The organism is Pseudomonas tumuqii, from assembly GCF_013184545.1.
In the GTDB taxonomy this organism is placed as follows: Bacteria; Pseudomonadota; Gammaproteobacteria; order Pseudomonadales; family Pseudomonadaceae; genus Aquipseudomonas; species Aquipseudomonas tumuqii.
Genome location: NZ_JAAOJA010000009.1, coordinates 224,878 through 247,325 on the forward strand (window position 1 = coordinate 224,878; position 22,448 = coordinate 247,325).

General features: G+C 64.7%; 19 protein-coding genes. 6 read left to right on the top strand and 13 right to left on the bottom strand.

Annotated features, from left to right (window positions below; translation table 11 throughout):
- Positions 1 to 83 precede the first annotated feature (83 nt).
- Positions 84 to 2,204, top strand: coding sequence for a TonB-dependent copper receptor (locus tag G9C89_RS17435; RefSeq protein ID WP_172150294.1), 2,121 nt, complete (start codon positions 84 to 86; stop codon positions 2,202 to 2,204).
- A gap of 342 nt (positions 2,205 to 2,546) precedes the next feature.
- On the opposite strand, the gene G9C89_RS17440 is transcribed toward G9C89_RS17435, so the two are convergent.
- The 11 genes from G9C89_RS17440 to G9C89_RS17490 all read right to left on the bottom strand — a co-directional run bounded on the left by G9C89_RS17440 (position 2,547) and on the right by G9C89_RS17490 (position 14,401).
- Positions 2,547 to 3,287, bottom strand: coding sequence for a substrate-binding periplasmic protein (locus tag G9C89_RS17440; protein WP_172150296.1), 741 nt, complete (start codon positions 3,285 to 3,287; stop codon positions 2,547 to 2,549).
- Positions 3,288 to 3,307: 20 nt separating this feature from the next.
- Complete coding sequence (locus G9C89_RS17445; protein WP_315852831.1) at positions 3,308 to 4,642, bottom strand: diguanylate cyclase domain-containing protein; 1,335 nt, start codon at positions 4,640 to 4,642, stop codon at positions 3,308 to 3,310.
- Between the two features lies 1 nt (position 4,643).
- The gene (locus tag G9C89_RS17450; protein WP_390623843.1) at positions 4,644 to 5,414 is read right to left on the bottom strand and encodes a substrate-binding periplasmic protein; all 771 of its coding nucleotides are present in this window, start codon (positions 5,412 to 5,414) and stop codon (positions 4,644 to 4,646) included.
- Between the two features lie 161 nt (positions 5,415 to 5,575).
- Positions 5,576 to 6,523: an adenosine deaminase gene (locus G9C89_RS17455; RefSeq protein ID WP_172150298.1), complete on the bottom strand. Its 948-nt coding sequence runs from the start codon at positions 6,521 to 6,523 to the stop codon at positions 5,576 to 5,578.
- 165 nt (positions 6,524 to 6,688) lie between these two features.
- The gene (locus G9C89_RS17460) at positions 6,689 to 8,044 is read right to left on the bottom strand and encodes an 8-oxoguanine deaminase (RefSeq protein ID WP_172150300.1); all 1,356 of its coding nucleotides are present in this window, start codon (positions 8,042 to 8,044) and stop codon (positions 6,689 to 6,691) included.
- Positions 8,045 to 8,175: 131 nt separating this feature from the next.
- Positions 8,176 to 8,862, bottom strand: coding sequence for an SDR family oxidoreductase (locus tag G9C89_RS17465; protein WP_172150302.1), 687 nt, complete (start codon positions 8,860 to 8,862; stop codon positions 8,176 to 8,178).
- Between the two features lie 69 nt (positions 8,863 to 8,931).
- On the bottom strand, positions 8,932 to 9,516 hold the full coding sequence (locus tag G9C89_RS17470; protein WP_172150304.1) for an IMPACT family protein: 585 nt from the start codon (positions 9,514 to 9,516) through the stop codon (positions 8,932 to 8,934).
- Positions 9,516 to 10,184: a TetR/AcrR family transcriptional regulator gene (locus G9C89_RS17475; protein WP_172150306.1), complete on the bottom strand. Its 669-nt coding sequence runs from the start codon at positions 10,182 to 10,184 to the stop codon at positions 9,516 to 9,518. Before G9C89_RS17475 ends, G9C89_RS17470 begins: the two co-directional genes overlap by 1 nt.
- 425 nt (positions 10,185 to 10,609) lie before the next feature.
- A complete protein-coding gene (locus G9C89_RS17480) occupies positions 10,610 to 11,911 on the bottom strand; it encodes an NTP/NDP exchange transporter (RefSeq protein WP_172150308.1) in 1,302 nt (433 codons plus the stop codon).
- A gap of 360 nt (positions 11,912 to 12,271) precedes the next feature.
- A complete protein-coding gene (locus G9C89_RS17485; protein ID WP_172150310.1) occupies positions 12,272 to 13,192 on the bottom strand; it encodes an aldo/keto reductase in 921 nt (306 codons plus the stop codon).
- A gap of 288 nt (positions 13,193 to 13,480) precedes the next feature.
- On the bottom strand, positions 13,481 to 14,401 hold the full coding sequence (locus G9C89_RS17490; protein ID WP_172150312.1) for a LysR family transcriptional regulator: 921 nt from the start codon (positions 14,399 to 14,401) through the stop codon (positions 13,481 to 13,483).
- 176 nt (positions 14,402 to 14,577) lie between these two features.
- Between G9C89_RS17490 and G9C89_RS17495 the strand changes: the two genes are divergently transcribed.
- The 3 genes from G9C89_RS17495 (at position 14,578) to G9C89_RS17505 (ending at position 17,862) form a co-directional block, all read left to right on the top strand.
- Positions 14,578 to 15,924, top strand: coding sequence for an aspartate aminotransferase family protein (locus tag G9C89_RS17495; protein WP_172150314.1), 1,347 nt, complete (start codon positions 14,578 to 14,580; stop codon positions 15,922 to 15,924).
- Between the two features lies 1 nt (position 15,925).
- Positions 15,926 to 16,213, top strand: coding sequence for a cupin domain-containing protein (locus G9C89_RS17500; RefSeq protein ID WP_172150316.1), 288 nt, complete (start codon positions 15,926 to 15,928; stop codon positions 16,211 to 16,213).
- A 152-nt stretch (positions 16,214 to 16,365) separates the two neighbouring features.
- Entirely contained in the window at positions 16,366 to 17,862 is a 1,497-nt protein-coding gene (locus G9C89_RS17505; protein WP_172150318.1) for a CoA-acylating methylmalonate-semialdehyde dehydrogenase, read from the top strand.
- 1,090 nt (positions 17,863 to 18,952) lie between these two features.
- Here the strand turns inward: G9C89_RS17505 and G9C89_RS17510 are convergent.
- Complete coding sequence (locus G9C89_RS17510) at positions 18,953 to 20,038, bottom strand: type I restriction endonuclease (protein ID WP_172150320.1); 1,086 nt, start codon at positions 20,036 to 20,038, stop codon at positions 18,953 to 18,955.
- 59 nt (positions 20,039 to 20,097) lie between these two features.
- A complete protein-coding gene (locus G9C89_RS17515; protein ID WP_172150322.1) occupies positions 20,098 to 20,916 on the bottom strand; it encodes an NYN domain-containing protein in 819 nt (272 codons plus the stop codon).
- Positions 20,917 to 21,101: 185 nt separating this feature from the next.
- On the opposite strand from G9C89_RS17515, the gene G9C89_RS17520 reads away from it, so the two are divergent.
- Together G9C89_RS17520 and G9C89_RS17525 are read left to right on the top strand one after the other, a co-directional pair.
- Positions 21,102 to 21,521 carry a CBS domain-containing protein gene (locus tag G9C89_RS17520; protein ID WP_172150324.1) on the top strand — a complete coding sequence of 140 codons (420 nt, stop codon included), beginning with the start codon at positions 21,102 to 21,104 and terminating at the stop codon, positions 21,519 to 21,521.
- A 275-nt stretch (positions 21,522 to 21,796) separates the two neighbouring features.
- Positions 21,797 to 22,423 carry a c-type cytochrome gene (locus G9C89_RS17525; protein ID WP_172150326.1) on the top strand — a complete coding sequence of 209 codons (627 nt, stop codon included), beginning with the start codon at positions 21,797 to 21,799 and terminating at the stop codon, positions 22,421 to 22,423.
- Positions 22,424 to 22,448 lie beyond the last annotated feature (25 nt).

Here is a 22,448-nt window from a genome sequence, read left to right on the forward strand (position 1 = left end):
CGTTATTGCTGCTCTCACGCACCAGCACCGTCTGTAGGACGGCTATTGCCGGCGCGCCGGATTGTCTCGATCTTGGAAAAGCCATGTCTGCCCTTACCTGTGCCCGTATTCCAGGCGCCTTGCGTCTGCTCGCCCCTTTTCGCCTGGCGCCGCTGTGCGCTGCACTGGCCGCCGCCATGTTCTGTAGTGCTCTGACCCTGGCCGATGACGCCGCCATCGAATTGGCCCCGCTGGTCATCACCGGGGCCAGCCACCACTCGCCGCTGACCGTGGTCACCGACCCCAAGCAACCACGCCAGCCGATGCCGGCCGCCGATGGCGCCGACTACTTGAAGACCATTCCCGGCTTCAATGCGATTCGCAACGGCGGCGCCAACGGCGATCCGCTGTTTCGCGGCATGTTCGGTTCGCGCCTGAACATCCTCATGGACGGCGGCCAGATGCTCGGCGCCTGCCCCAATCGCATGGATGCGCCGACCTCCTACCTGTCGCCGGAGAACTTCGACCAGCTGACCGTGATCAAGGGGCCGCAAAGCGTGCTCTGGGGGCCGGGCGGTTCGGCGGCGACGATTCTCTTCGAGCGCGACACCCAGGCCTTCAATGCCCTCGGCGGGCGCGTCGACGGCAGCATCCTGGCCGGCAGCAACGGCCGTTTCGACCGGCGCATCGACGCCACTGCCGGTGGCAGCCAGGGTTACCTGCGTGTGCTGGCGAACAAGGCCCAGGCCGATGACTACCAGGATGGCAATGGCGACACCGTGCCGTCGCGCTGGGCCAAATGGAACAGCGATGTGCTGCTCGGCTGGACTCCGGACGACGACACCCTGATTGAGCTGAGCGGCGGCCGCGGCGATGGCGAGGCGCGCTACGCCGGGCGGGGCATGGACGGCAGCCAGTTCCTCCGCGAGAGCCTGGGGCTGCGCTTCAAGAAGGACAACATCGGCGAACTGTTCAGCGCGCTGGAGGGGCAGGTCTACTACAACTACGCCGACCACGTGATGGACAACTTCAGCCTGCGCAGCCCCTCGGGCACCGGCATGATGGCCAATCCGCTGGCCAGCAACGTCGACCGCCGCACCCTGGGTGGCCGCCTGCTCGGCACCTGGAACTGGCAGGCGGTCGAGCTCAAGGCCGGTGTGGACGGGCAAAGCAACGAACACCGCAAGCGCGCGTCCAGCTTCGACATGCTCAGCGGCAGCTATACCGACTACGACCAGTTCGCCTGGGACAAGGACGCGGTGTTCCACAACTATGGCCTGTTCGGCGAGCTGACCTGGAAGGTCGCCAGCGGCCAGCGCTGGATTGCCGGTGCGCGGCTGGATCGCGCCTCGGTCAAGGATTACCGCCAGACCCTGGGCAGCGGCATGACCCTGCGCGCCAACCCGACGGCCGACGACACCCGCAGCGATACCCTGCCCAGCGGCTTCCTGCGCTATGAGCGGGATCTCGCCGACATGCCGGCGATTGTCTATGTCGGCCTCGGGCATACCCAGCGCTTCCCCGATTACTGGGAGTTGTTCTCCGACAGTCCCGGCCCGCTCGGGTTTGTCCAGCCGATGGAAAGCCTCGACCCGGAAAAAACCACCCAGCTCGACTTCGGCGCGCACTACCGTGGCGACAAGTTCGAGGCCTGGGCATCGGCCTACGCCGGCCAGGTGCGTGACTACATCCTGTTCAGCTACGGGCCCGGGCTGATGCCGGGGCATACCCGCTCGCAAGCGAGCAATATCGATGCACGGATCATGGGCGGCGAGTTGGGCGCCAGTTACCGCCTGGACAGCAACTGGAAAACCGATGCCAGCCTGGCCTATGCCTGGGGCAAGAACAGCTCGGACGACCGCCCGCTGGCGCAGACGCCGCCGCTGGAGGCGCGCTTCGGCCTGGCTTATGAGCGGAGCGACTGGAGCGCCGGGGCGCTGTGGCGGGTGGTGGCTGCGCAGAACCGGGTGGACGAGGGCAAGGGCAATGTGGTCGGCAAGGACTTCGGCAACAGCAGCGGGTTTGCCGTGTTCTCGCTCAACGCGGCCTACCGGGTGACGCCTGAGGTCAAACTCAGCGCCGGCGTGGACAACCTGTTCGACCGGAACTACAGCGAGCACCTGAACCTGGCCGGCAACGCCGGTTTCGGCTTTTCGATGGATGATCCGCAGGCGGTCAACGAGCCGGGCCGTATCCTCTGGAGCAAGCTCGACTTCAGCTTCTGAGGGCGCCGGCCCAGCCGCGATGATTGCCGACCTAAGCGGCAAGCATCGCGGCTGGGCCGGCGTGGTAGGCGTTGTCGGATGTGGCGGGCCGCGTAGGCTTGAGCGCAGCGATACCCGTCGATAGTCATACGCATCGCCGGTCATTCAATGGAGTAGCCCGCATAAGCGCCAGCGCAATCCGGGAAGGCGTTGGTGCTGGCACCGGACTTGCCGGATTCGCCGCAAATCGCGGTGATGGGTATCGCTTCGCTCAACGCCATCCTACAAGAGCCCGACATCGCCGCCCGTAGGATGTGGTTGAGCGCAGCGATACCCATCGGTGATCAAGCACGCATGCGGCTGTTAGGGCTCCGCTTTGCCGTTCATCAGCCGCGTCAGCAGCCCCTCGCTCTTGATGCTGTCGAACGCGGCGCGGCTGCGCGTCACGATCGCGTCGGCCGTCGCGCGGCTGTAGGCCATGTACAGGCCGGAGGTGAGCGCGTCCAGGGTGTAGACCCGCTCCAGGCTGGCGTAGTCGACCCCGGCCTCTGCGCACAACAGCCTGGCGTCGCGCTCCGGCATGGGCACCAGTTGGACCTGTCGATTCAACAGCCGCCTGAAGTTGTCGCGGTTGTGCGCCGCGACCACCAGCTTGGTGAACCCCTCGGCCTGCAGGTATTGATGGCGCACGTCGTCGCGCAGCACGCCGATGCTGTAGTGCTTCGCGTCCGCCAGTGTGTGCACCTGAATGTCCGGCTGCCCGCGCAGCTTGTAGACGTGGTATTCGATGCGCGTGACCTCGCCCAGCCATTTGAACAGCGGCTCGCGCTCCGGGGTGCGGGCGATCAGGTAGATCAGTACGTTGGGTTGCTGCAGCGCCATGTCGTAGGCGCGGGCCCAGGGGTACAGGGCCAGGCTGTAGTCGGTGAGTCCGGCGCGCTGCAGCATGGCTTCGACCAGCCGACTCGCCGGCCCGCCGACCTGGCCGTCTTGCAGGTAGCTGTAAGAGGTGTCTTCGGTGACGGCCTTGATGCTCTCGGCGTGGCCGTTGCCGCAGAGCAGGGCCAGCAGCAGGGCGAAGCAGGTGGTTGGGCGCAATCTCATGAGGGGCCTCGGTGCTGTGATCAAACGGCGATTCGGTCGCGACCCTGATGCTTGGCCCGATAGAGGGCCTGGTCGGCGCGCAGCATTAGCACATCGAAATGGTCCATCGTCTCCGCCTCGAACTGGGCAACGCCGATGCTCAACGTCACATGGGCGGCTACCGGCGAACTGCTGTGCTCGATCGCCAGCTCCGCCAGCTCCTGACGCAGGCGCTCTGCGGCCGTGCGTGCGACAAGCGCGTCGGCGCCCGGCAGCAACACGGCAAACTCTTCACCGCCGATCCGCGCCACCAGCTCGCCGGCACGGGAGAAGACCCTCTTCAGGGCCTCGGCCACCGCTTGCAGGCATTGATCGCCGAGGGCGTGGCCGTAGGTGTCGTTGTACAGCTTGAAGCAATCCAGGTCGCACATCAGCACCGACAACGGCTGGCCCAGGCGCAAGGCACGGCGGAACTCGATGTCTTTGAGTTCGTCGAAATGCCGACGGTTGGCCAGTCCAGTCAGCGGGTCGCTGCGCGACAGTTCTTCCAGGCGGCTATTGGCCGCGCGCAGCTCGGCGGTACGCGCTTCGACCAGCTCGGCCAGGTGGTCGCGATGCGCGGCCAGGTCCTGTTCGTCCTGGCGTTGCCGCTCGAGGTAGGTCGACAGCTTGTCTTGCAGGTCGTTGACGCCTACTTCCAGCAGGCTCAGTTCATCCTGGTGCGCTACTGAGCGGCCGAGGTGCAAGGTCCGCTTGAGGTTGGCGGGGGACAGCTGGCCGAGGTGGCGAGCGATGTGCTGCACATGCACGGTGACCGAGCGATTGAACATCCACATGATCAGCCCCGCCAACAGCAGCGACTGGATGATCTGGGTGACGACGATGCTGGCCACTTCCCTTTGCAGGCGTTGCCAGAGCAGTTGTTCATCGCCTTCCAGGGTCAGCTCGCCAACCACCTCGCTGGCGCCGGGGTAGGGTTCGTAGATCAGCATGTGCTGCAGCGTGGGCGCCAGTGCTGAGTCCGAGCGCGGTCGGCGCTGCTTTTCGAGGATTTCCGGCGGGCGCCCGGCACGCCGAATGCGCAGCTCCACGCGGCCCACCGGGGCGGCTTGGGCGACGCTGTCGAGCTGGGTCTGCAGGGATTCGCGGTCCACTTCCCAGAGCGCCTTGGCCAGTGTGCGCTGGAACACCTGGTCGATCAGGGTCAGTTCGCTGGTCATCGCTGCCAGGTTGGCATGCCAGGCCGACCAGGTGCGCACGGCGACCGTGATCAGGGTGAACACCAGGCAAAATGCCAGGGTCGCCAACACCAGCCGGCGGCCCAGCGAGCCTACGGGCCGGGGGCGCGTCACCTCGCTGGCAGGCAGGCCAAACACGCTACAACCACTTCCTGGCGATGGCGTCGTAGGTGCCGTTGCTGCGGATGGCTTGCAGCCCCTGGCGGAAGCGCTCGACCACGGCGTCCGCGGTCTGCAGGCTGAAGGCCATGTGCAGGCCGTTGTCACCGCCGAGGTCGGGCAGGCTCAGCACGGGCACCACCATTGTGGCCGGGTCCTCGCCGGCCTGGCGGATCAGGTAGCGGGCGTTCAGCTCGATGGAGATCCACAGATCGACCCGGCCGAGCTTGAATTTTTCGTAGTTGTATTGGTACTTGTTGTTCGACTGCAGGTTCTTGCCGACCGTGAAGCCCTTGGCCTCCAGGTACTGCTCACCGGCGTCGTCCTTGACCGTGGCGATCTGGTACTGGCGCGCCTCGTCGAGGGTGTCGAGGCGTATGTTGCTCTCGGGCCGCGCGTACAGGTACCAGTTCATCGGCGCGATTTCGCCGACCCACTTGAACAGCTTCTCACGCTGGGCGGTGCGGGTGATCGAGTAGATCAGCACGTTTTCCGCGTTCTGCGCGATGTCGTAGGCGCGGGCCCAGGGCATCGACTGGATGCTCGCCTGCTGGCCGATTTCCTCGAGCACGGCCTGCACCACCTCGGTACTCATGCCGGTGACGTGTCCGTCCTGGGTCATGTTGTAGGGCGGCAGCTCCTCGGTGACGATGTGGATTTCATCGACCGCGCCGGCCAGCTGCGCGAAGCCGGCCAGCACAACGAAGAGCAGGGCGCGGGCGCTTGGGCAGGTGAGCATGGGCTGTTTCATCGGGTCGGCAATCTCGGCGACGGCAATAAGCCAGGTGCGATGGAGAGCGGAGATGGCCATTATATGGCCATCATTTTCCCGCCATCGGGTCAAGGTACACCTTCTGTGTCGGCGCTGGGCGAGCAAACTTCAGGATGCTCTGGCGGCCGAGCCGTTCCGGGTCAGCTTAATCGCGCGTCCAGGCTGTTCTGCGCCAGGCGCTGGGCCTGTTCGCGGGTCATGCCCAGGCTGTCGTGCAGGGCGGCGAAGTTCTCGTTGACGTAACCGCCGAAGTAGGCCGGATCGTCCGAGTTGACCGTGACCTTCACCCCGCGCTCGAGCATCTGCAGGATGTTGTGCTGGCGCATGTCGTCGAACACCCGCAGCTTGATGTTCGACAGCGGGCAGACGGTCAGCGGGATCTGCTCGTCGATGATCCGCTGCATCAGTCGCTCGTCCTCGATGGCACGCACGCCGTGGTCGATGCGCTCGATCTTCAGCAGATCCAGGGCCTGCCAGATGTACTCGGGAGGGCCTTCCTCGCCGGCGTGGGCCACCGTCAACAGGCCCTCGCTGCGCGCCTTGGCGAACACCCGCTGGAACTTGCTCGGCGGGTGGCCCTGCTCCGAGCTGTCCAGTCCAACGGCGATAAAGGCGTCGCGAAACGGCATGGCCTGTTTCAGCGTGTCGAAAGCGGCTTCTTCGGGCAGGTGACGGAGGAAGCTGAGAATCAGGCCGTGAGTGATGCCCAGCTGTTTCTCGCCATCGACCAGCGCCTGCTTGATCCCGCGCAGCACCACCTCGAAGGGGATGCAGCGGTCGGTGTGGGTCTGCGGGTCGAAGAACGGCTCGGTGTGGACGACGTTCTGCGCCTGGCACTTGAGCAGGTAGGCCCAGGTCAGGTCGTAGAAGTCCTGCTCGCTGCGCAGCACGTCGGCGCCCTGGTAATACAGGTCGAGGAATTCCTGCAGGTTGTTGAAGGCATAGGCGCCGCGCAGCGCCTCGACATCGTTCCAGGGCAGGGCGATCTTGTTGCGTTCGGCCAGGGCGAACAGCAACTCGGGCTCCAGCGAACCCTCCAGGTGCAGGTGCAGTTCGGCCTTGGGCAGGGCGGTGATCCAGTCGTACATGGTCGGGTCTCGCTATCGGGCTTGGTTGCTGATGAGTTTAACCAACGGATCAGTTCGTAGGCTGGCTAGGGCCGCGTAGGTTGAGCCTGCGATACCCATCGTTTCCCTTGAACCTGATGGGTATCGCTTCGCTCAACCCATCCTACGGTCTGTGCCAGGCGATGCCTAACCGGTAATCAATTCCCTGGCCGCCTGACGGTGGTCGGCGATCAGCTGCGCCAGGTCGAGGCCTTCGATCTGGCCGTCGATCACTCGCCACTGACCGCCGATCATCATCCGGTCGGCGCGGTCGGCGCCGCACAGCAGCAGGGCCGAGAGCGGGTCGTGGCTGCCGGAGAAGCGCAGCTCGTCGGGCTTGAACAGCGCCAGGTCGGCCTGCTTGCCGACCGCCAGTTCGCCGATGTCGGTACGCCCGAGCAGGCGTGCCGAGCCCTGGGTGGCCCAGCCCAGCACCAGCTGCGGGGTGATTTTTTCGGCGCCGTAGCGCAGGCGTTGCAGGTACAGGGCCTGGCGCGCCTCGAGGATCAGGTTGGAGGCGTCGTTGGAGGCCGAACCGTCCACGCCCAGGCCGATCGGCGCGCCGGCCGCCGCAAGGTCCAGGGTCGGGCAGATGCCCGAGGCCAGGCGCATGTTCGAGCTGGGGCAGTGGCAGATGCCGGTGCCGGCCGCGCCGAGGCGGGCGATCTCCTCCGGGTTGAAGTGGATGCCGTGGGCCAGCCAGGTTCGCGGGCCGAGCCAGCCGACGCTGTCCAGATAGTCCACGGTGCGCAGGCCGAAGCGCTGCAGGCAGAAGTCTTCCTCGTCCAGGGTCTCGGCCAGGTGGGTGTGCAGGCGCACGTCGAGCTTTTCCGCCAGCTCGGCGCTCTGGCGCATGATCTCCGGCGTCACCGAGAACGGCGAACAGGGCGCCAGGGCGATCTGGATCTGTGCACCGGCGCCGCGCTGGTGATAGCGCTCGATCAGGCGCTGGCTGTCGGCCAGGATCACCTCGCCCTGCTGCACCGTCTGCTGCGGCGGCAGGCCGCCATCGGCCTGGCCCAGGCTCATCGAACCACGGGTGAGCATGGCGCGCATGCCCAGTTCGCGCACCACCTCGACCTGCACGTCGATGGCCTGCTCCAGGCCGTCGGGGAACAGGTAGTGATGATCCGCCGCGGTGCTGCAGCCCGACAGCAACAGTTCGGCCAGCGCCACCTTGCTGGCCAGTGCCAGCTTGTCCGGGGTCAGGCGCGCCCACACCGGATAGAGGGTCGTCAGCCAGGGAAACAACGGCTGGTTGACCACCGGCGCCCAGGCGCGGGTCAGGGTCTGGTAGAAGTGGTGGTGGCAGTTGATCAAGCCCGGCAGCACGACATGCTCGCGGGCGTCGAAGACCTGGTCGCAGGGCCGTGAGGGCTGCTGGCCGGCGCAGAGCAGTTCGCTGATCAGGCCATCCTCGATCACCAGACCGCCAGCGGCGTCGAGCTGGTTGGCGGTGAAGATGGCCAGGGGGTTGTTGATCCAGATACGGGTAGCTGCCATGAGCAGGCTCCTCTGAGGGTGAGTTCAGGTTAGCCAGCTCAGTGTTGACCCTGTCTGCTGATCCAGGTGCGCCGAATGGCGTGCCGGAAAAGATACCTGTCTTGGCGGTCAGGAGCAACGGCAGTCGCGCTTCACCAGGGAATGCGCTGGCCCTGGTAGTCGACGAAATGATGGCCGCCACGCCCCGCATGCCGCTCGATCTGCGTCACCAGGCCCTGGCAGCTGGCGGCGATTTCCACGCTGGCGCCAATGCCGCCCATGTCGGTCTTGACCCAGCCGGGGTGCAGCGACAACACCGTCGGGCGCGGCTCGGCCAGGCTGCAGACCAGGCTATTGGTCAGCGAGTTGAGGGCGGCCTTGCTCGCCTTGTACAGCGCCAGGTCGCTGCCCTCCGGGTTGGCCACGCTGCCCAGCAGCGAACTCATGAATGCCAACACGCCGCTATTCGGGCGGATCTGGCCGAGCAGGCGCCCGGCCAGACGAATCGGTGCGACCGCGTTGGTCATGAACAGCTGGCCCAGTTCGGCGGCGGTGGCGGCGCTGGCCGACTGGTGCGCGGGTCCAAGGATGCCGGCATTGACCAGCAGCAGGTCGAACACCTCAGCCTGCAGGCGCTCGGCCAATGCCTCCAGTGCGGCGCCGTCGTCGATATCCAGGGCTTCGATGCGCACGCCGGGCATGGCCTGCAGCGCCTCGGCGGCTTGTGGGTCGCGCACTGTGGCGATGACCTGCCAGCCATCGGCGTGCAGCTGCTTGGCCAGGCCGAGACCGAGGCCACGAGAGGCACCGACGATCAGGGCGGTTCGAGTCGAGGTCATGGGGTCTGCTCCAGGGGTTAACGGGTTGGACCGGGCTCCGCGGAGTCCGGCATTGAGAGGCTCATGCACCTACAGCCGGCGCAGCTCGATGCGCCCGCGGCTGATATCCGCCAGCAGCCGCTGCAGCTCGGCGAAACGTGCTTCGGGCAGCGCCAGGTGCAGTTCGGCGCCGCTGGCATCGAAGGTCTCGCTGTCCAACACGACGTCCAGTTCCGCGAGGCGGATCTTGAGCAGCGGCAGTTCGGCGAACAGGCAATGGCAGCGGTAGCGATTACGCGTGATCAGCGCATGGCGTTCAGCCGCTTGCAGGCATTTGTTCGCCGCGCCGCCATAGGCGCGGGCCAGGCCGCCGGTGCCGAGCTGGATGCCGCCGTACCAGCGGATCACCAGCACTGCCACCTGGTCGAAGGCCTGGCCCTCGATGGCGGCGAGGATCGGCCGGCCGGCGGTGCCGCCCGGTTCACCGTCGTCGCTGAAACGGTACTGGTTGCCGACCTTCCAGGCCCAGCAGTTGTGCGAGGCGCCGGGGTCGCTGGCGACGGCGATAAACGCCTGCGCCTCGGCGGCGCTGGCAACCGGCGCGGCGCGGGCGAGAAAGCGGCTCTTGCGGATCTCCTCGCGGTATTCGCAAGGGCCGAGCAGGGTGAAGGGCATCAGCTGTTTGCGGGTGGAGTCAGGCCGCAGCCCTTGAGGATGATGCGCACCAGGTTGTCGCCGGCTTCCTCGAAATCCGGTTTGGTCAGGCGCGTGCGGCCGGTGACCCGGCAGATCTGCGAGGCGAAGTCGGCGTAGTGCTGGGTGCTGCCCCAGAGCAGGAAGATCAGGTGCACCGGGTCGACCGGGTCCATCTTGCCGGCGGCGATCCAGGCTTCGAACACCGCGGCGCGGCCGCGGAACCAGCTCTGGTAGTCCTGGTTGAAGAACGCCGACAGGCACTCGCCGCCACTGATCACCTCCATGGCGAAGATCCGCGAGGCCTTGGGGTAGCGCCGCGAGAACTCCAGCTTGGCGCGGATGTAGCGGGCCAGTGCCTCGGCCGGGTCGTCGTCGACGCTCAGGGTGTTGAAGGTGCTGTCCCAGAGGTCGAGGATGTTGCCCAGCACCGCCAGGTACAGGCCCAGCTTGTTGCTGAAGTAATAGTGCAGGTTGGCTTTCGGCAGGCCGACTGTCTGCGCGATGGTGTTCATGCTGGTGCCCTTGAAGCCGTGGCGGGCGAATTCTTCCTCGGCGGCGGCAAGGATCGCTTCTTCGTTTTTCTGGCGGATGCGCCCGGCCGGTTTGCCGGCGGCATGGGCACTGTGCGCGGGGACTTCGACGGTCATGGGACGGTTCCGCAGTGGTCAGGTTTTCAGACGCCTGCACTGATAACCCACTGTCGCCGAGGAGACAAGCGCAAGGCGCAGAAAAACCGCTGCGGATGCTCTTCGGCCCAGCTCATGCACCAGGGTTGTGCGTTGGCGCGGTGCTTGCCTATAGCCGAACGTAGGAGCGGGCCATACCCGCGATGCCTTTTGCGGGCATGAGCTATCGCGATCATGGAACTGGGCGTCCCCGCCGCTCTCATCAGCCTAAAAATAAACCGTTGTTTTGTATGTAAAAATTTAAACTACCCTAAGCCATGTAGGAGCCAGCTTGCTGGCGATCTTGGCAGGTCAAAAGCATCGCCAGCAAGAACTAGGCGTCCCCCTGGCTCCTACACAGTTTGCTGCGCGACGGGGGATCTCCTACGCAACCCTTGCGGCCGGTCTCAGTCACGCAGTGCGGGACTCGCCTGCGGCGCGGCCTGTGCCTGGCGCCCGCCCAGGTACCAGCCCAGCGCGGCCCACACGGCGGCCAAAGCGGCGCCGACCAGGGCAGCCAGCAATACGCCCTGGCTGAGCATATCGAGCAGCGCCTTGGCCCAGGCGCTGACGGCGTCGCCGCCACGGTAGACCACGGTGTCGATGAAGTTCTTGGCCTTGTACTTGGTCAGCGCATCGAGCGGGGCGAAGAGCATTTCCCGGCCGGGGCGGACGAAGGCGTACTCGCCGACCCGACGCACGATCATCAGCGCCGCGAGCATGGCGAAGGTCGGTGCCAGGGCCAGGCCGAGAAAGCCCAGGCAGACCAGCAGCGGCACCCCGGCCAGCAGCGCGCGCAGGCCGAATTTCTCCGCCAGCCGCCCGGTGACGAATAGCTGGGCCAGCAGCGACAGCGCCTGCACGCTGAAGTCGATCAGGCCGAACACGCGGATCTGCTGGTTGCGTTCCGGGAAGGTCAGCGCCACCAGGCGTGCCTGTTCGAAGTAGAGGAAGGTGCTGGCGGTGGCCAGGAGGATGACAAAGGCGCTGATGCCCAGCAGGTAGGGCGAGGCCAGCACCCGGGTGATGCCGCTGAACGGATTGCCCGTCACCGGCTCGCGCGGGTGCTCGCTGGGCGGTGCGCCGGGGCGGCCGGCGCCACCGCGGGCGCGCCAGGCCATCAGGTAATGCTTGGCCAGCACGGCCACGCCGAGCAGCAGGGCGGCGCAGAGGATCAGGCCGCTCTGGCCGATGGCATCGACCAGCAGCGCGCCCAGCGCCGGCCCGGCCAGGCCGCCGCAACTGGCGCCGGCGGCGATAAAGGCGAACAAGCGGCGCGCCTGCAGCGCGTCGAACACGTCGGCCATCAGGCTCCAGGCCACCGAGACCACGAACAGGTTGTAGACCGAGATCCACACGTAGAACACCCGCGCCGCCCAGATATCGTCGCCGGCCTGCAGGAACAGCGCGGCGAAGGCCAGCAGGTTGAGGATGAAGAAGCCGTACACCCAGTCGATATAGCGCGCCCGCGGCACCCGCGAATTGAGCCAGGCGAACAGCGGCACGGCGGCCAGCATGACGACGAAGGTCGCGCTGAACAGCCATTGCAGGTTCTCCACGCCGCCGCGAATACCCATCGCCTCGCGGATCGGCCGCAGCATGAAGTAGCCGCTGAACAGGCAGAAGAACAGGCCGAAGCCGCACAGCGCGGCGAACAGTTCGGCCGGTTTGGCGTTGATCGCCTTGGCCAGGCGTTGGCTTGGGGACATGGCTGTTCTCTTCTAAGGCGGGCTGCACCGGATGTCCTGGTAACGCTATGACCCTGTGGGGGGCGGACGTGTCCGCGAAGCTTTTGTTTGCAGAGCATCGCGGACAAGTCAGCTCATATCAAACTAAAAATAACCCGTTGTTTTATATATAGAAATTAGATCATGGTATGAACCCTGTAGGAGCCAGCTTGCTGCGGTCCGGCGGTCCGGCGATCTGGCGATATTTGCAGATCAAAAGCATCGTCGGAGCACCGAGCCTCAGCAAGGACCAGGCGCTCCCTGGCTCCTACCCAGTTTGCTGCGCGACAGCGCGGCGTCGAAGACGGGGCTGCCCCCTCTACCGAGAGCATCGGTCGCGATTCAGCCGAACGCTCGCGCGATCCGCTCGCGCAGCGCCGCATCCGGCAGGCGGCCGTGGCCGGCCAGCAGGTTGTCGGCCATATAGCGCGCCTTGGAGGTGGCCGGGATCACCACGGTTACCGCCGGGTGGGCGAGGATGAACTTGAGCAGCAACTGCGCCCAGGAGGTGGCGTCGACCTCGATCGCCCAGTCCGGTAATGGCGTGTCCCTGACCCGGTCGAACAACTGGCCGCGCTGGAATGGCCGGTTGATCAGGGTGGCGATACCGCGGTCGGCGCAGTAGGGCAACAGGCGCTGCTCGGCGTTGCGCTCACCCACCGAATAGTTGAGCTGGACGAAGTCCACCGGCTCCTTCGCCAGCACCGCGAGCAGGTCGTCATGGGCCGACTCGCGGTAATGGGTGATGCCGATGTAGCGCACCTTGCCCTGTTCCTTGAGCTCGCGCAGCAGGCCGAGCTGGGTACGGGTGTCCTGCAGGTTGTGCACCTGCAGCAGATCGAGCCGCTCGGTTTGCAGGGCGCGCAGGCTGGCCGCGACCTGAGCCATGCCGCGCTCGCGGCCGCTGGCGGAGACCTTGCTGGCGAGAAACGCCTTGTCCTGGGTGCCGGTGCGCCTTAGCAACTCGCCGCTGACTGCCTCGGCGTTGCCATAGCTGGGTGCGGTGTCGATCAGCTTGCCGCCGCCGTTGATAAAAGTACGCATCACCTCGTCCAGCGGGTCGAGGCTGGCGTCGTCGAGACTGACATTGAAGGTGCGCGAGGTGCCCAGGCCGATCACCGGCAGCAGCTCGCCGCTGGCGGGGATGGCGCGTTGCAGCAGTTGGCTGGGGGTGGCGAAGGCGCCGCGCGCCAGCCAGGGCACCGCGGCGGCGAGGCCGAGCAGGGCGGCGCTGCGCCGAATGAAGTGACGACGGCTGGGCATGGGATCCTCCGTGGTGGCACTGCGCTGGGCGGCGGGAAGAGCGACTCGGCTCCTCGAACAAGCATAGGTCGCTGCTGCAGCGTTCGTGTGACCGCCGCGCCCGGCCTGCTGCGCCCGGCCAGTTGTTAGCTGATATGTCGATCAGGCAGCGCGGCCAGGCCCGTTCCTGCAAGGGCCGTGCGCGGACCTTGTAGCCACCATGTTTCGCGCAAGCCGTAGGAGCGGCCGGGGCGCCCAGCCCATGCCAGCGATGCTTTTTTCTACTGCACAGGCACCCGCAAACGCCGCTCAGCCGCTCGCCGCCAGTCCCTCGAGAAAACTCTCCAGCACCAGGTGCGGCCGGCGACCCTTGCGGGTGACGGCGGCCAGGCTGAGGTCGTAGAAGCGCGAGTCCGCCTTCAGCGCGCGCAGGCGGCCCTGTTGTACCCAGGCCGCGGCGTAGTGGTCGGGCAGGTAACCGATGAAGCGTCCGGTGAGAATCAGGAACGCCATGCCCTCGCGGTCCGAGGCGCTGGCGGTGCAGTTGAGCGCCTGGTAGTGGCTCTGCACCTCCGGCGGCAGGCGGAAGGTCGGCGCGATGGCGTCCTGGGCATTGAGCCGCTGATCCTCAAGCTGCTGGTCGTCGACATAGAACAGCGGATGGCCAACGGCGCAGTAGAGCAGCGAGCGCTCGTCGTACAGCGCCTGGTAGTCCAGCCCGGACAGTGCGCCGGCCTGGGGCACCACGCCGATATGCAGGCGGCCGTCGAGCACGCCTTGCTCGACCTCGCTCGGCGGGGTCATGCGGATATGGATGCGCACCTCCGGACCGCGCTCCTTGAGCCGCGCCAGGGCGTTGGTGATGCGCATGTGCGGCACCGTCACCAGGTTGTCGGTGAGGCCGATGTTCAGTTCGCCGCGCAGGTGCTGATGGAGGCCGTTGACCTCGGTGCGAAAGCTCTCCAGCGCCGCCAGCAGTTGCTGGGTCGACTGGTACACCTCGCGGCCTTCCTCGGTCAGGGCGAAGCCGGCGCGACCGCGCTGGCACAGGCGCAGGCCGAGGCGCTGTTCGAGGTCGCTCATCTGCTGGCTGATCGCCGAGCGGCCGATCCCCAGCACGCTCTCGGCGGCGGAAAATCCGCCGCAGTCGGCCACGCTGCGAAACAGCTTGAGCAGGCGGATATCGAAGTCGCTGACCTGGGCCAGGGGTTCTGCACGACGTGTGCTCATTGTTTAGTGACCACTTAACTAAAGATAAGAAGAGTGTGCTTTTACTGACTGTATGCCCGTGGCACCTTGTCTGGCAATTACTCTGTAGGAGCGGGCCATGCCCGCGACCTGTGCCTTTCGCGGGCATGGCCCGCTCCTACGAGATGAAACACACCGCCCATCCCCGCGAGGCCGCCATGAACCTGCCACAGACCGCCACCCCGTCACTGGCCAGCCAGCTCAAGCTGGATGCCCACTGGATGCCGTTCACCGCCAACCGCCAGTTCCAGCGCGACCCACGCCTGATCGTCGAGGCCTCCGGCAGCTGGCTGACCGACGATCAGGGGCGCAAGGTCTACGACAGCCTGTCCGGCCTGTGGACCTGCGGTGCCGGTCACTCGCGCAAGGAAATCCAGGACGCGGTGGCCAGGCAACTCGGCACCCTCGATTATTCGCCGGGCTTCCAGTACGGCCACCCGCTGTCCTTCCAGCTGGCCGAGCAGATCGCCGACCTGATGCCGGGCGACCTCAACCACGTGTTCTTCACCGGCTCCGGCTCCGAGTGCGCCGACACCGCGGTGAAGATGGCCAAGGCCTACTGGCGCCTGAAAGGCCAGCCGGCCAAGACCAAGTTCATCGGCCGCGCCCGTGGCTACCACGGCGTCAACATCGCCGGCACCAGCCTCGGCGGCATCGGTGGCAACCGCAAGATGTACGGCCAGTTCATGGACGTCGACCACCTGCCGCACACCCTGCAGCCCGGCATGGCCTTCACCCAGGGCATGGCCGCGACCGGCGGCGTCGAGCTGGCCAACGAGCTGCTCAAGCTGATCGAACTGCACGACGCCTCGAACATCGCCGCGGTGATCGTCGAGCCGATGTCCGGCTCGGCCGGCGTCATCGTGCCGCCCACCGGCTACCTGCAGCGCCTGCGCGAAATCTGCACGCAGCACAACATCCTGCTGATCTTCGACGAAGTGATCACCGCCTTCGGCCGTTTGGGCAAGTGGAGCGGCGCCGAGTACTTCGGCGTGACCCCGGACATCATCAATGCCGCCAAGCAGATCACCAACGGCGCGATCCCGCTGGGCGCGGTGATCGCCAGCAGCGAGATCTACAACACCTTCATGCAGCAGGCCACGCCCGAGCACATGGTCGAGTTCACCCACGGCTACACCTACTCGGCCCACCCGGTGGCCTGCGCCGCCGGCCTGGCCTCGCTGGATCTGCTTAAGCGGGAGAACCTGCTGCAGCAGTCCGCCGAGCTGGCGCCCAAATTCGCCGCGGCCTTGCATGGCCTCAAAGGCAGCCAGCATGTGATCGACATCCGCAACTGCGGCCTGGCCGGCGCGATCCAGATCGCTCCGCGCGACGGCGACCCGGTGATCCGCCCATTCGAGGCCGGCATGGCCCTGTGGAAGGCCGGCTTCTACGTACGCTTCGGCGGCGACACCCTGCAGTTCGGCCCGACCTTCAACGCCAAGATGGAAGACCTCGAGCGCATGTTCGGCGCGGTGGGCGACGCCCTGCAAGGGGTGAGCTGAGATGAGCCAGCGCCCGCAGGCCGTACCCAGCGTGCAGGTGGACAACGAGCGCGTGATCGTCACCGAATGGCGCTTCGCGCCCGGCGCCGAAACCGGCCGCCACCGTCACGGCTACGATTACCTGGTGCTGCCGATGACCGACGGCACCCTGCTGCTGGAAACCCCGGAGGGCGAGAAACACGCGCCCCTGGTGGCCGGCCAAGCCTACTACCGCCAGGCCGGCATCGAGCACAACGTGATCAATGCCAGCGACCACGACATCGTGTTCGTCGAAACCGAAATCAAGTAAACACGGACAACCGCCTCTCCCTTCTGGGGGGAGGGCCGGGGTTAGGGAATCGATTAACCACTGTCCCTGTAGGAGCGGGCCATGCCCGCGAAGCCCACAAATCCCAAGGTGGATAAAAAAGCGTCATCCACCCTACAGAATCGGAGATTTCCATGAGCCATATCCCACACCTGATCAACGGCGAACGCATCGAAGGTCAAGGCCGCACCGCCGACGTATTCAACCCCGCCACCGGCGAGGTGATCCACCAGGTCGCCCTGGCCGACCGCGCCACCATCCAGCAGGCCATCGACGCCGCCAAGGCCGCCTTCCCGGCCTGGCGCAACACCCCGCCGGCCAAGCGCGCCCAGGTGATGTTCCGTTTCAAGCAACTGCTCGAACAGCACGAAGGCGCCATCGCCAAGCTGATCAGTGAAGAACACGGCAAGACCCTTGAAGACGCCACCGGCGAACTCAAACGCGGCATCGAGAACGTCGAGTTCGCCTGCGCCGCCCCGCAAATCCTCAAGGGCGAGTACAGCCGCAACGTCGGGCCGAACATCGACGCCTGGAGCGACCTGCAGCCGATCGGCGTAGTCGCCGGCATCACCCCGTTCAACTTCCCGGCCATGGTGCCGCTGTGGATGTACCCGCTGGCCATCGTCTGCGGCAACTGCTTCATCCTCAAGCCGTCCGAGCGCGACCCCAGCTCCACCCTCTACATCGCCGAACTGCTGATCGAAGCCGGCCTGCCGAAAGGCGTGATGAGCGTGGTGCACGGCGACAAGGCCGCGGTGGATGCGCTGATCGAAGCGCCGGAGGTCAAGGCCCTGAGCTTCGTCGGCTCGACCCCGATCGCCGAATACATCTACAGCGAAGGCACCAAGCGCGGCAAGCGCGTGCAGGCCCTCGGCGGGGCGAAGAACCACGCCGTGCTGATGCCCGACGCCGACCTGGACAACGCGGTCAGCGCGCTGATGGGCGCTGCCTACGGTTCCTGCGGCGAGCGCTGCATGGCCATCTCGGTGGCCGTGTGCGTCGGCGACCAGATCGCCGATGCCCTGGTCGAGAAGCTGGTGCCACAGATCCAGGCCCTGAAAATCGGCGCCGGCACCTCCTGCGGCCTCGACATGGGCCCGCTGGTCACCGCCGCTGCGCGCGACAAGGTCAAGGGCTACATCGACGCCGGCGTCGCCCAGGGCGCGAGCCTGGTGGTCGACGGTCGCGACCTGGTGGTCGCCGGCAACGAGAACGGCTACTTCGTCGGCGGCACCCTGTTCGACAAGGTGACCCCGGAGATGAGCATCTACACCGACGAAATCTTCGGCCCGGTGCTGTGCATCGTTCGCGTCGGCAGCCTGGAAGCCGCCATGCAGCTGATCAACGATCACGAATACGGCAACGGCACCTGCATCTTCACCCGCGACGGCGAAGCGGCGCGGCTGTTCTGCGACGAGATCGAGGTCGGCATGGTCGGCGTCAACGTGCCGCTGCCGGTGCCGGTGAGCTACCACAGCTTCGGCGGCTGGAAGCGCTCGCTGTTCGGCGACCTGCACGCCTACGGCCCGGACGGCGTACGCTTCTACACCCGCAAGAAGGCCATCACCCAGCGCTGGCCGCAACGGGCCTCGCATGAGGCGGCGCAGTTCGCGTTCCCCAGCAATGGCTAAGCGCGGGTAGGGTGGTAAACACAAAGGCCAGTCGCGAGACTGGCCTTTTTGCTAGGTAAACGATGGGCGCCGGTGATGCACGATTTTGTAGGATGCGGTTGAGCGCAGCGATACCCATCAAACTCTGGAACTAAACAGCGATTACTGACCCGAATTACGCTGCTTGCCCGCCGCAGAGGAGGTGGCCTCAATATTAGTTTCGCCCTTACGGCGAGTCACTTTTTGCAGTCGCCGGATGGCCGGCCCCGCAAAAAGTAACCAAAAACGCTTGCCCCTGCATCCGGGTCTCGCTGCGCTCGACTTCCCTCACTCCATCATTGCTCCGAGGGCCCGCCGCGAAGGGCCATCCCTGGCCCATCGCGGCTCTTGCGGCATCCCTGCCGCTCAACCCCTTCCACAACGATTCCGTTCGGCCTCCTGAAGGGGCGTTTGGCGTCGCCTGATAGTTCTGCGCAGGGTTACCAAAAGCAGAATCAAAAGCGTCGATTTCCGATCATGCCCACGCTCCAGCGTGGGCACACCGCCTGTGACGCTCCGCGTCACGGTTTTTTGCTTGCCTCTCGCCGTGCTGTTGATTCCACAAATCTCCCAGGCGACGCGATCCTTGATCCCGTCAGGAGGCCGAGTGGAGGTGCTGTGGAGAGGGGCGTTTGGCATGGATGCCAAACGAGGAACGATGGGCGGGGCCGCTTAGGCCAGGGATGGCCCTTCGTGACGACCCTCGGAACAGTGCCGGAGCGAGGAAACGGAGCGAAGCGGAGTAACAGCCGCAGGCTGGCCCGAAGGGTGAGCGTAGCGAATCAAGTTGAGCGAAGCGAAACCCGTATGCCGGGCGCGCTTTCTCTTTGGTTACTTTCTCTTTCTCTTTCGCGCGAGCAAAGAGAAACGGAGCGAAGCGGAGTAACAGCCGCAGGCTGACCCGAAGGGTGAGCGAAGCGAATCAAGTGACTCGCCGTAAGGGCGAAACACGTAATCAAAGCCAGTGGAGTTGCGCCGGATTAACACCGGTTGCTTGGTTGCTTGCCGAGAAATTGATGGGTATCGCTGCGCTCAACCCATCCTGAAAAGTCGTGCTGCGCCACATTAAAAGCTACGAATAGAAACCAGTGGTCGTTTTTAGCTGATCGGCAAAATCGTAGATTTCATCCAGTGAGCTGATCGGGTGGCGGGTCTCGGTTTTCTCTTGGTCAAAGATGCCGATGTATTTCTGCATGCGGTTGAAGTGCAGGCGACAAATTGGTTTACGGTTATTGTCGTCCAGCAAAATGCCGAAGTAGCTCTGAGTGTCACGCTGAATAATCCGCTTCGCGTCAACAACCGAGCGCACAATCGCTTTTACAATGTGGTAGCCCTCAAGCTCTTCAAGCGTGGTCATCACTTTGTCGTCTGCGGGCTCGTCGAGTTGTTCTGCCGGGGCGTCGCTTGATGTCGGTGCGGCAGCGGAATAGCTGGGCTGTAGCGCACCGCTCATTGCAGACTTCAAACGATCATTAATTTGGTCGCTCAAAAATTGAGCAACAGCTTTTCGGGTCAGTTCGGCGAATTGCTCACGCACTTTTTGCGTGATCATTCCTTCATAAACACGTGATGCGAAGAATTTTACAAAATCATCATCAGGTTTGCTGAACTGGGATGCGATCTCTTTTTTTATTTGGCTGACGTATTTCAGTTCGCCCGCGGAGTTGACAATGGACTCAACGTCGAAGGCCGACTTTGTGAGTTTTATGAGTTCAGGTACTGCATGTTCATCGATGTCGAGTAAATCCAGTTCAAGAAAGGGCTTCTCATCCATCTTGTTTGGTGCGTCAAGGTCAGTAAAGAATTTGTAGACTTGGCCGTTCGTGAGGATGGAGATGCGTGCGTTGGTTACATGGAAGTAGCGAAACAGTTGGGAGGCGTGATTGACGTTCAGTGGTTCGCCAATCTTCTTGCATTCGATCAGTATCTGAACTTCGCCGTCTTTCAGGATTGCGTAGTCAATCTTTTCACCTTTCTTTGTCCCTACGTCACAGACAAATTCCGGGGTTACTTCCCGTGGATCAAAAACGTCGTAGCCGAGAACGGTGTTGATGAATGGCATGACAAAGGCATTTTTTGTAGCTTCTTCCGTTTTTATCGCTGCAGCCTGTTGGCGGATCTTGGCTGAAAGGCTGTTAAGTTTTTCGAAGAATTCCATGTCTAGCTCCTTGCTGTATTAATGCCCGTGGTTTGTGTTGGCTTATGCGATACGTCGTGTCACTTCCCCACCTTCCTATTCCTCACATACAACGCCTCTCCCCCCGTCGCACTGCTCCCGCGTACCTGCAGTTCAAAACGCTTGGGATGGCCCTTGATCAAATCGCTGAGCTTCTTGAACCCATACAGCCGCGCATCGAACGCCGGGCGCAGCTTGCTGATATTCGAGCCAAGCAGGCCGAGCTGGACCCAGCCGTCCTCGTCGTTGATGTCTTCGATGACCTTGGCGATAAAGTCCGTCGGCACTTTCTGCGCTTTCGGTTTGGCCGCTGGCCTGGCCGGTTCGCCGGGTTGTCCGCTGGGCGCGCTCGGTTGCGCTTTGTCGTCGCTGCTGGCCGGCTCGGGTTGGGCTTGCGCGGCGTCGGCGCGCAGCAGTTCGGTGTAGATGAACTTGTCGCAGGCGGAGACGAACGGCGAGGGGGTCTTCTCTTCGCCGAAGCCGTAGACGGTCAGGCCTTCCTCGCGCAGGCGGGCGGCCAGGCGGGTGAAGTCGCTGTCGCTGGAGACCAGGCAGAAACCGTCGAAACGCCGGGTGTAGAGCAGGTCCATGGCGTCGATGATCAAGGCGCTGTCGGTGGCGTTCTTGCCGCGGGTGTAGGCGAATTGCTGGATCGGCTGGATGGAGTGATCGAGCAGCACCTTCTTCCAGCCGCCGAGGTTGGGCTGGGTCCAGTCGCCGTAGATGCGCTTGACGCTGGCGACGCCGAACTTGGCGATTTCCTCGAACAGGCCTTCGACGATGGCGGCGGAGGCGTTGTCGGCATCGATCAGCACCGCCAGCAGCTGTTGCTGGCGTGGAGGGTGGGCTTTGCTGGCCATGGGGTCATCCTTGCAGAGACGTGCCCTGAACATACTGCGGATGCTGGCAGGGCGCCATAGGCAAGCGTCTGCCGCCTGGGCGCCGGTGCCGGCGGGGTAAAGAGGGCCTGGAACTTGCTATGGGTCCAGCGTCCGGGCGTCCGCCCGGTCGATCACGATTCGATAGCCCCACGGGAGCACGCTCGATGAACACCTCCTCCATCGCCGATTACATGACCAAGGACTTTGCCACCATCCGCGCCGATATGCCGGTGGTGGAGGCGGCTCGGCAGTTGATGCGCCATCACATTCTCGGCGGGCCGGTTACCGATGCTCAGGGCCTGCTATTGGGCTGGATTTCCGAGCAGGAGTGTCTGCAGGTGGCGATTCAGGTGGCCTATTACAACCAGCGAGTGGCCACGGTGCGCGACATCATGCGTACCGACGTGCTCAGCGTGACGCCAGAAATGGACGCCGTGGCGCTGGCGCAGCAGATGCTCGGCGACAAGCCGAAGAGCTACCCGGTGGTCGATGCCGGTGGCAAGGTGATCGGGGTGATTACCCGCCGGCATATCCTCAAATTGCTGGATAACCTGATGGTATTGCCGCTTTCCCGCTCGGCCTGAACCCCTACTTTGCCCCTTCAGGGTGCATGCATGGGGTGGCGTGGCCGCTGCGTGCACCAAAAGTGGCTGATTGGCGCCGGGTGGAGTGGGGCCTGGGCCTGGGCGTCTCCTCGCGCAGGGTTTTCCTCCCAGTGGCGCGCCCGGCCAGCCAGCGTTTCGTGCTTCGCTATCTGCCATTTGCTTGACCTGCGCCGGGGTACGGCCGGGTGGTTGCGCCTATAGTCGCCGCCTTGAACGCCCGACCTATCGAGCAAACCAGGCAAAGGTCTCCCGCCATGCGCGCACTCGCCCTTGTGTTCTTCTGTTGCATCGCCAGCCTGGCCCAGGCCAGCGACGAGGCCATGCAGCGCTTTACCCAGCTCAACGCCGACCCGGCACTGCGCGAGCAGGCCTATGCCGCCGGTCAGGAGCGTATTCGCTTCTGCGGCAATTGCCACGGCGAGAACGGCAACAGCAAGCGGCCGTACATTCCCAATCTGGCCGAGCAGAACCCGGTGTATCTGTTCAACGCCTTCGAGAAGTTCGCCAGCGGCGAGCGCAAGGATTACGTGATGTCCCAGCTGGCGCCGAACCTGACCCTGGAAGATCGGGTCAACGTCGCCATCTACTTCGGTCAGCAGAAGCTGCTGGCGCATAGCGAGCCGGTCGACGCGGCGTTGCAGCAGCAGGGCGAGGTGACGTTCAAGACCATCTGCACCGGCTGCCACGGCGTGAATGCCGAGGGCCGCGACAACACCCCGCGCCTGGCCGGCCAGCCGGCCGAGTACCTGCGCAAGGCGCTGACCCGTTTTCGCGACAAGGACCCGAGCCGCGCCGGCTCGGTGATGATGTCGATCGCCGCCGACTTCAGCGACGCACAGATCGGCGCCCTGGCCGCCTATCTGCAGCAATTGCAACCCTGACCGCAGGCGTGCCGGCGCCCGGTCG

What these genes read in the sequence shown, in the direction of transcription:
- G9C89_RS17500 (WP_172150316.1), top strand. Translation starts at nt 15,926, where the DNA reads ATGAGCCAGCGCCCGCAGGCCGTACCCAGCGTGCAGGTGGACAACGAG.
- G9C89_RS17435 (WP_172150294.1), top strand. Translation starts at nt 84, where the DNA reads ATGTCTGCCCTTACCTGTGCCCGTATTCCAGGCGCCTTGCGTCTGCTC.
- G9C89_RS17480 (WP_172150308.1), bottom strand. Translation starts at nt 11,911, where the DNA reads ATGTCCCCAAGCCAACGCCTGGCCAAGGCGATCAACGCCAAACCGGCC.
- G9C89_RS17490 (WP_172150312.1), bottom strand. Translation starts at nt 14,401, where the DNA reads ATGAGCACACGTCGTGCAGAACCCCTGGCCCAGGTCAGCGACTTCGAT.
- G9C89_RS17460 (WP_172150300.1), bottom strand. Translation starts at nt 8,044, where the DNA reads ATGGCAGCTACCCGTATCTGGATCAACAACCCCCTGGCCATCTTCACC.
- G9C89_RS17510 (WP_172150320.1), bottom strand. Translation starts at nt 20,038, where the DNA reads ATGGAATTCTTCGAAAAACTTAACAGCCTTTCAGCCAAGATCCGCCAA.
- G9C89_RS17455 (WP_172150298.1), bottom strand. Translation starts at nt 6,523, where the DNA reads ATGTACGACTGGATCACCGCCCTGCCCAAGGCCGAACTGCACCTGCAC.
- G9C89_RS17505 (WP_172150318.1), top strand. Translation starts at nt 16,366, where the DNA reads ATGAGCCATATCCCACACCTGATCAACGGCGAACGCATCGAAGGTCAA.
- G9C89_RS17520 (WP_172150324.1), top strand. Translation starts at nt 21,102, where the DNA reads ATGAACACCTCCTCCATCGCCGATTACATGACCAAGGACTTTGCCACC.
- G9C89_RS17495 (WP_172150314.1), top strand. Translation starts at nt 14,578, where the DNA reads ATGAACCTGCCACAGACCGCCACCCCGTCACTGGCCAGCCAGCTCAAG.
- G9C89_RS17465 (WP_172150302.1), bottom strand. Translation starts at nt 8,862, where the DNA reads ATGACCTCGACTCGAACCGCCCTGATCGTCGGTGCCTCTCGTGGCCTC.
- G9C89_RS17515 (WP_172150322.1), bottom strand. Translation starts at nt 20,916, where the DNA reads ATGGCCAGCAAAGCCCACCCTCCACGCCAGCAACAGCTGCTGGCGGTG.
- G9C89_RS17485 (WP_172150310.1), bottom strand. Translation starts at nt 13,192, where the DNA reads ATGCCCAGCCGTCGTCACTTCATTCGGCGCAGCGCCGCCCTGCTCGGC.
- G9C89_RS17525 (WP_172150326.1), top strand. Translation starts at nt 21,797, where the DNA reads ATGCGCGCACTCGCCCTTGTGTTCTTCTGTTGCATCGCCAGCCTGGCC.
- G9C89_RS17470 (WP_172150304.1), bottom strand. Translation starts at nt 9,516, where the DNA reads ATGCCCTTCACCCTGCTCGGCCCTTGCGAATACCGCGAGGAGATCCGC.
- G9C89_RS17450 (WP_390623843.1), bottom strand. Translation starts at nt 5,414, where the DNA reads ATGAAACAGCCCATGCTCACCTGCCCAAGCGCCCGCGCCCTGCTCTTC.
- G9C89_RS17440 (WP_172150296.1), bottom strand. Translation starts at nt 3,287, where the DNA reads ATGAGATTGCGCCCAACCACCTGCTTCGCCCTGCTGCTGGCCCTGCTC.
- G9C89_RS17475 (WP_172150306.1), bottom strand. Translation starts at nt 10,184, where the DNA reads ATGACCGTCGAAGTCCCCGCGCACAGTGCCCATGCCGCCGGCAAACCG.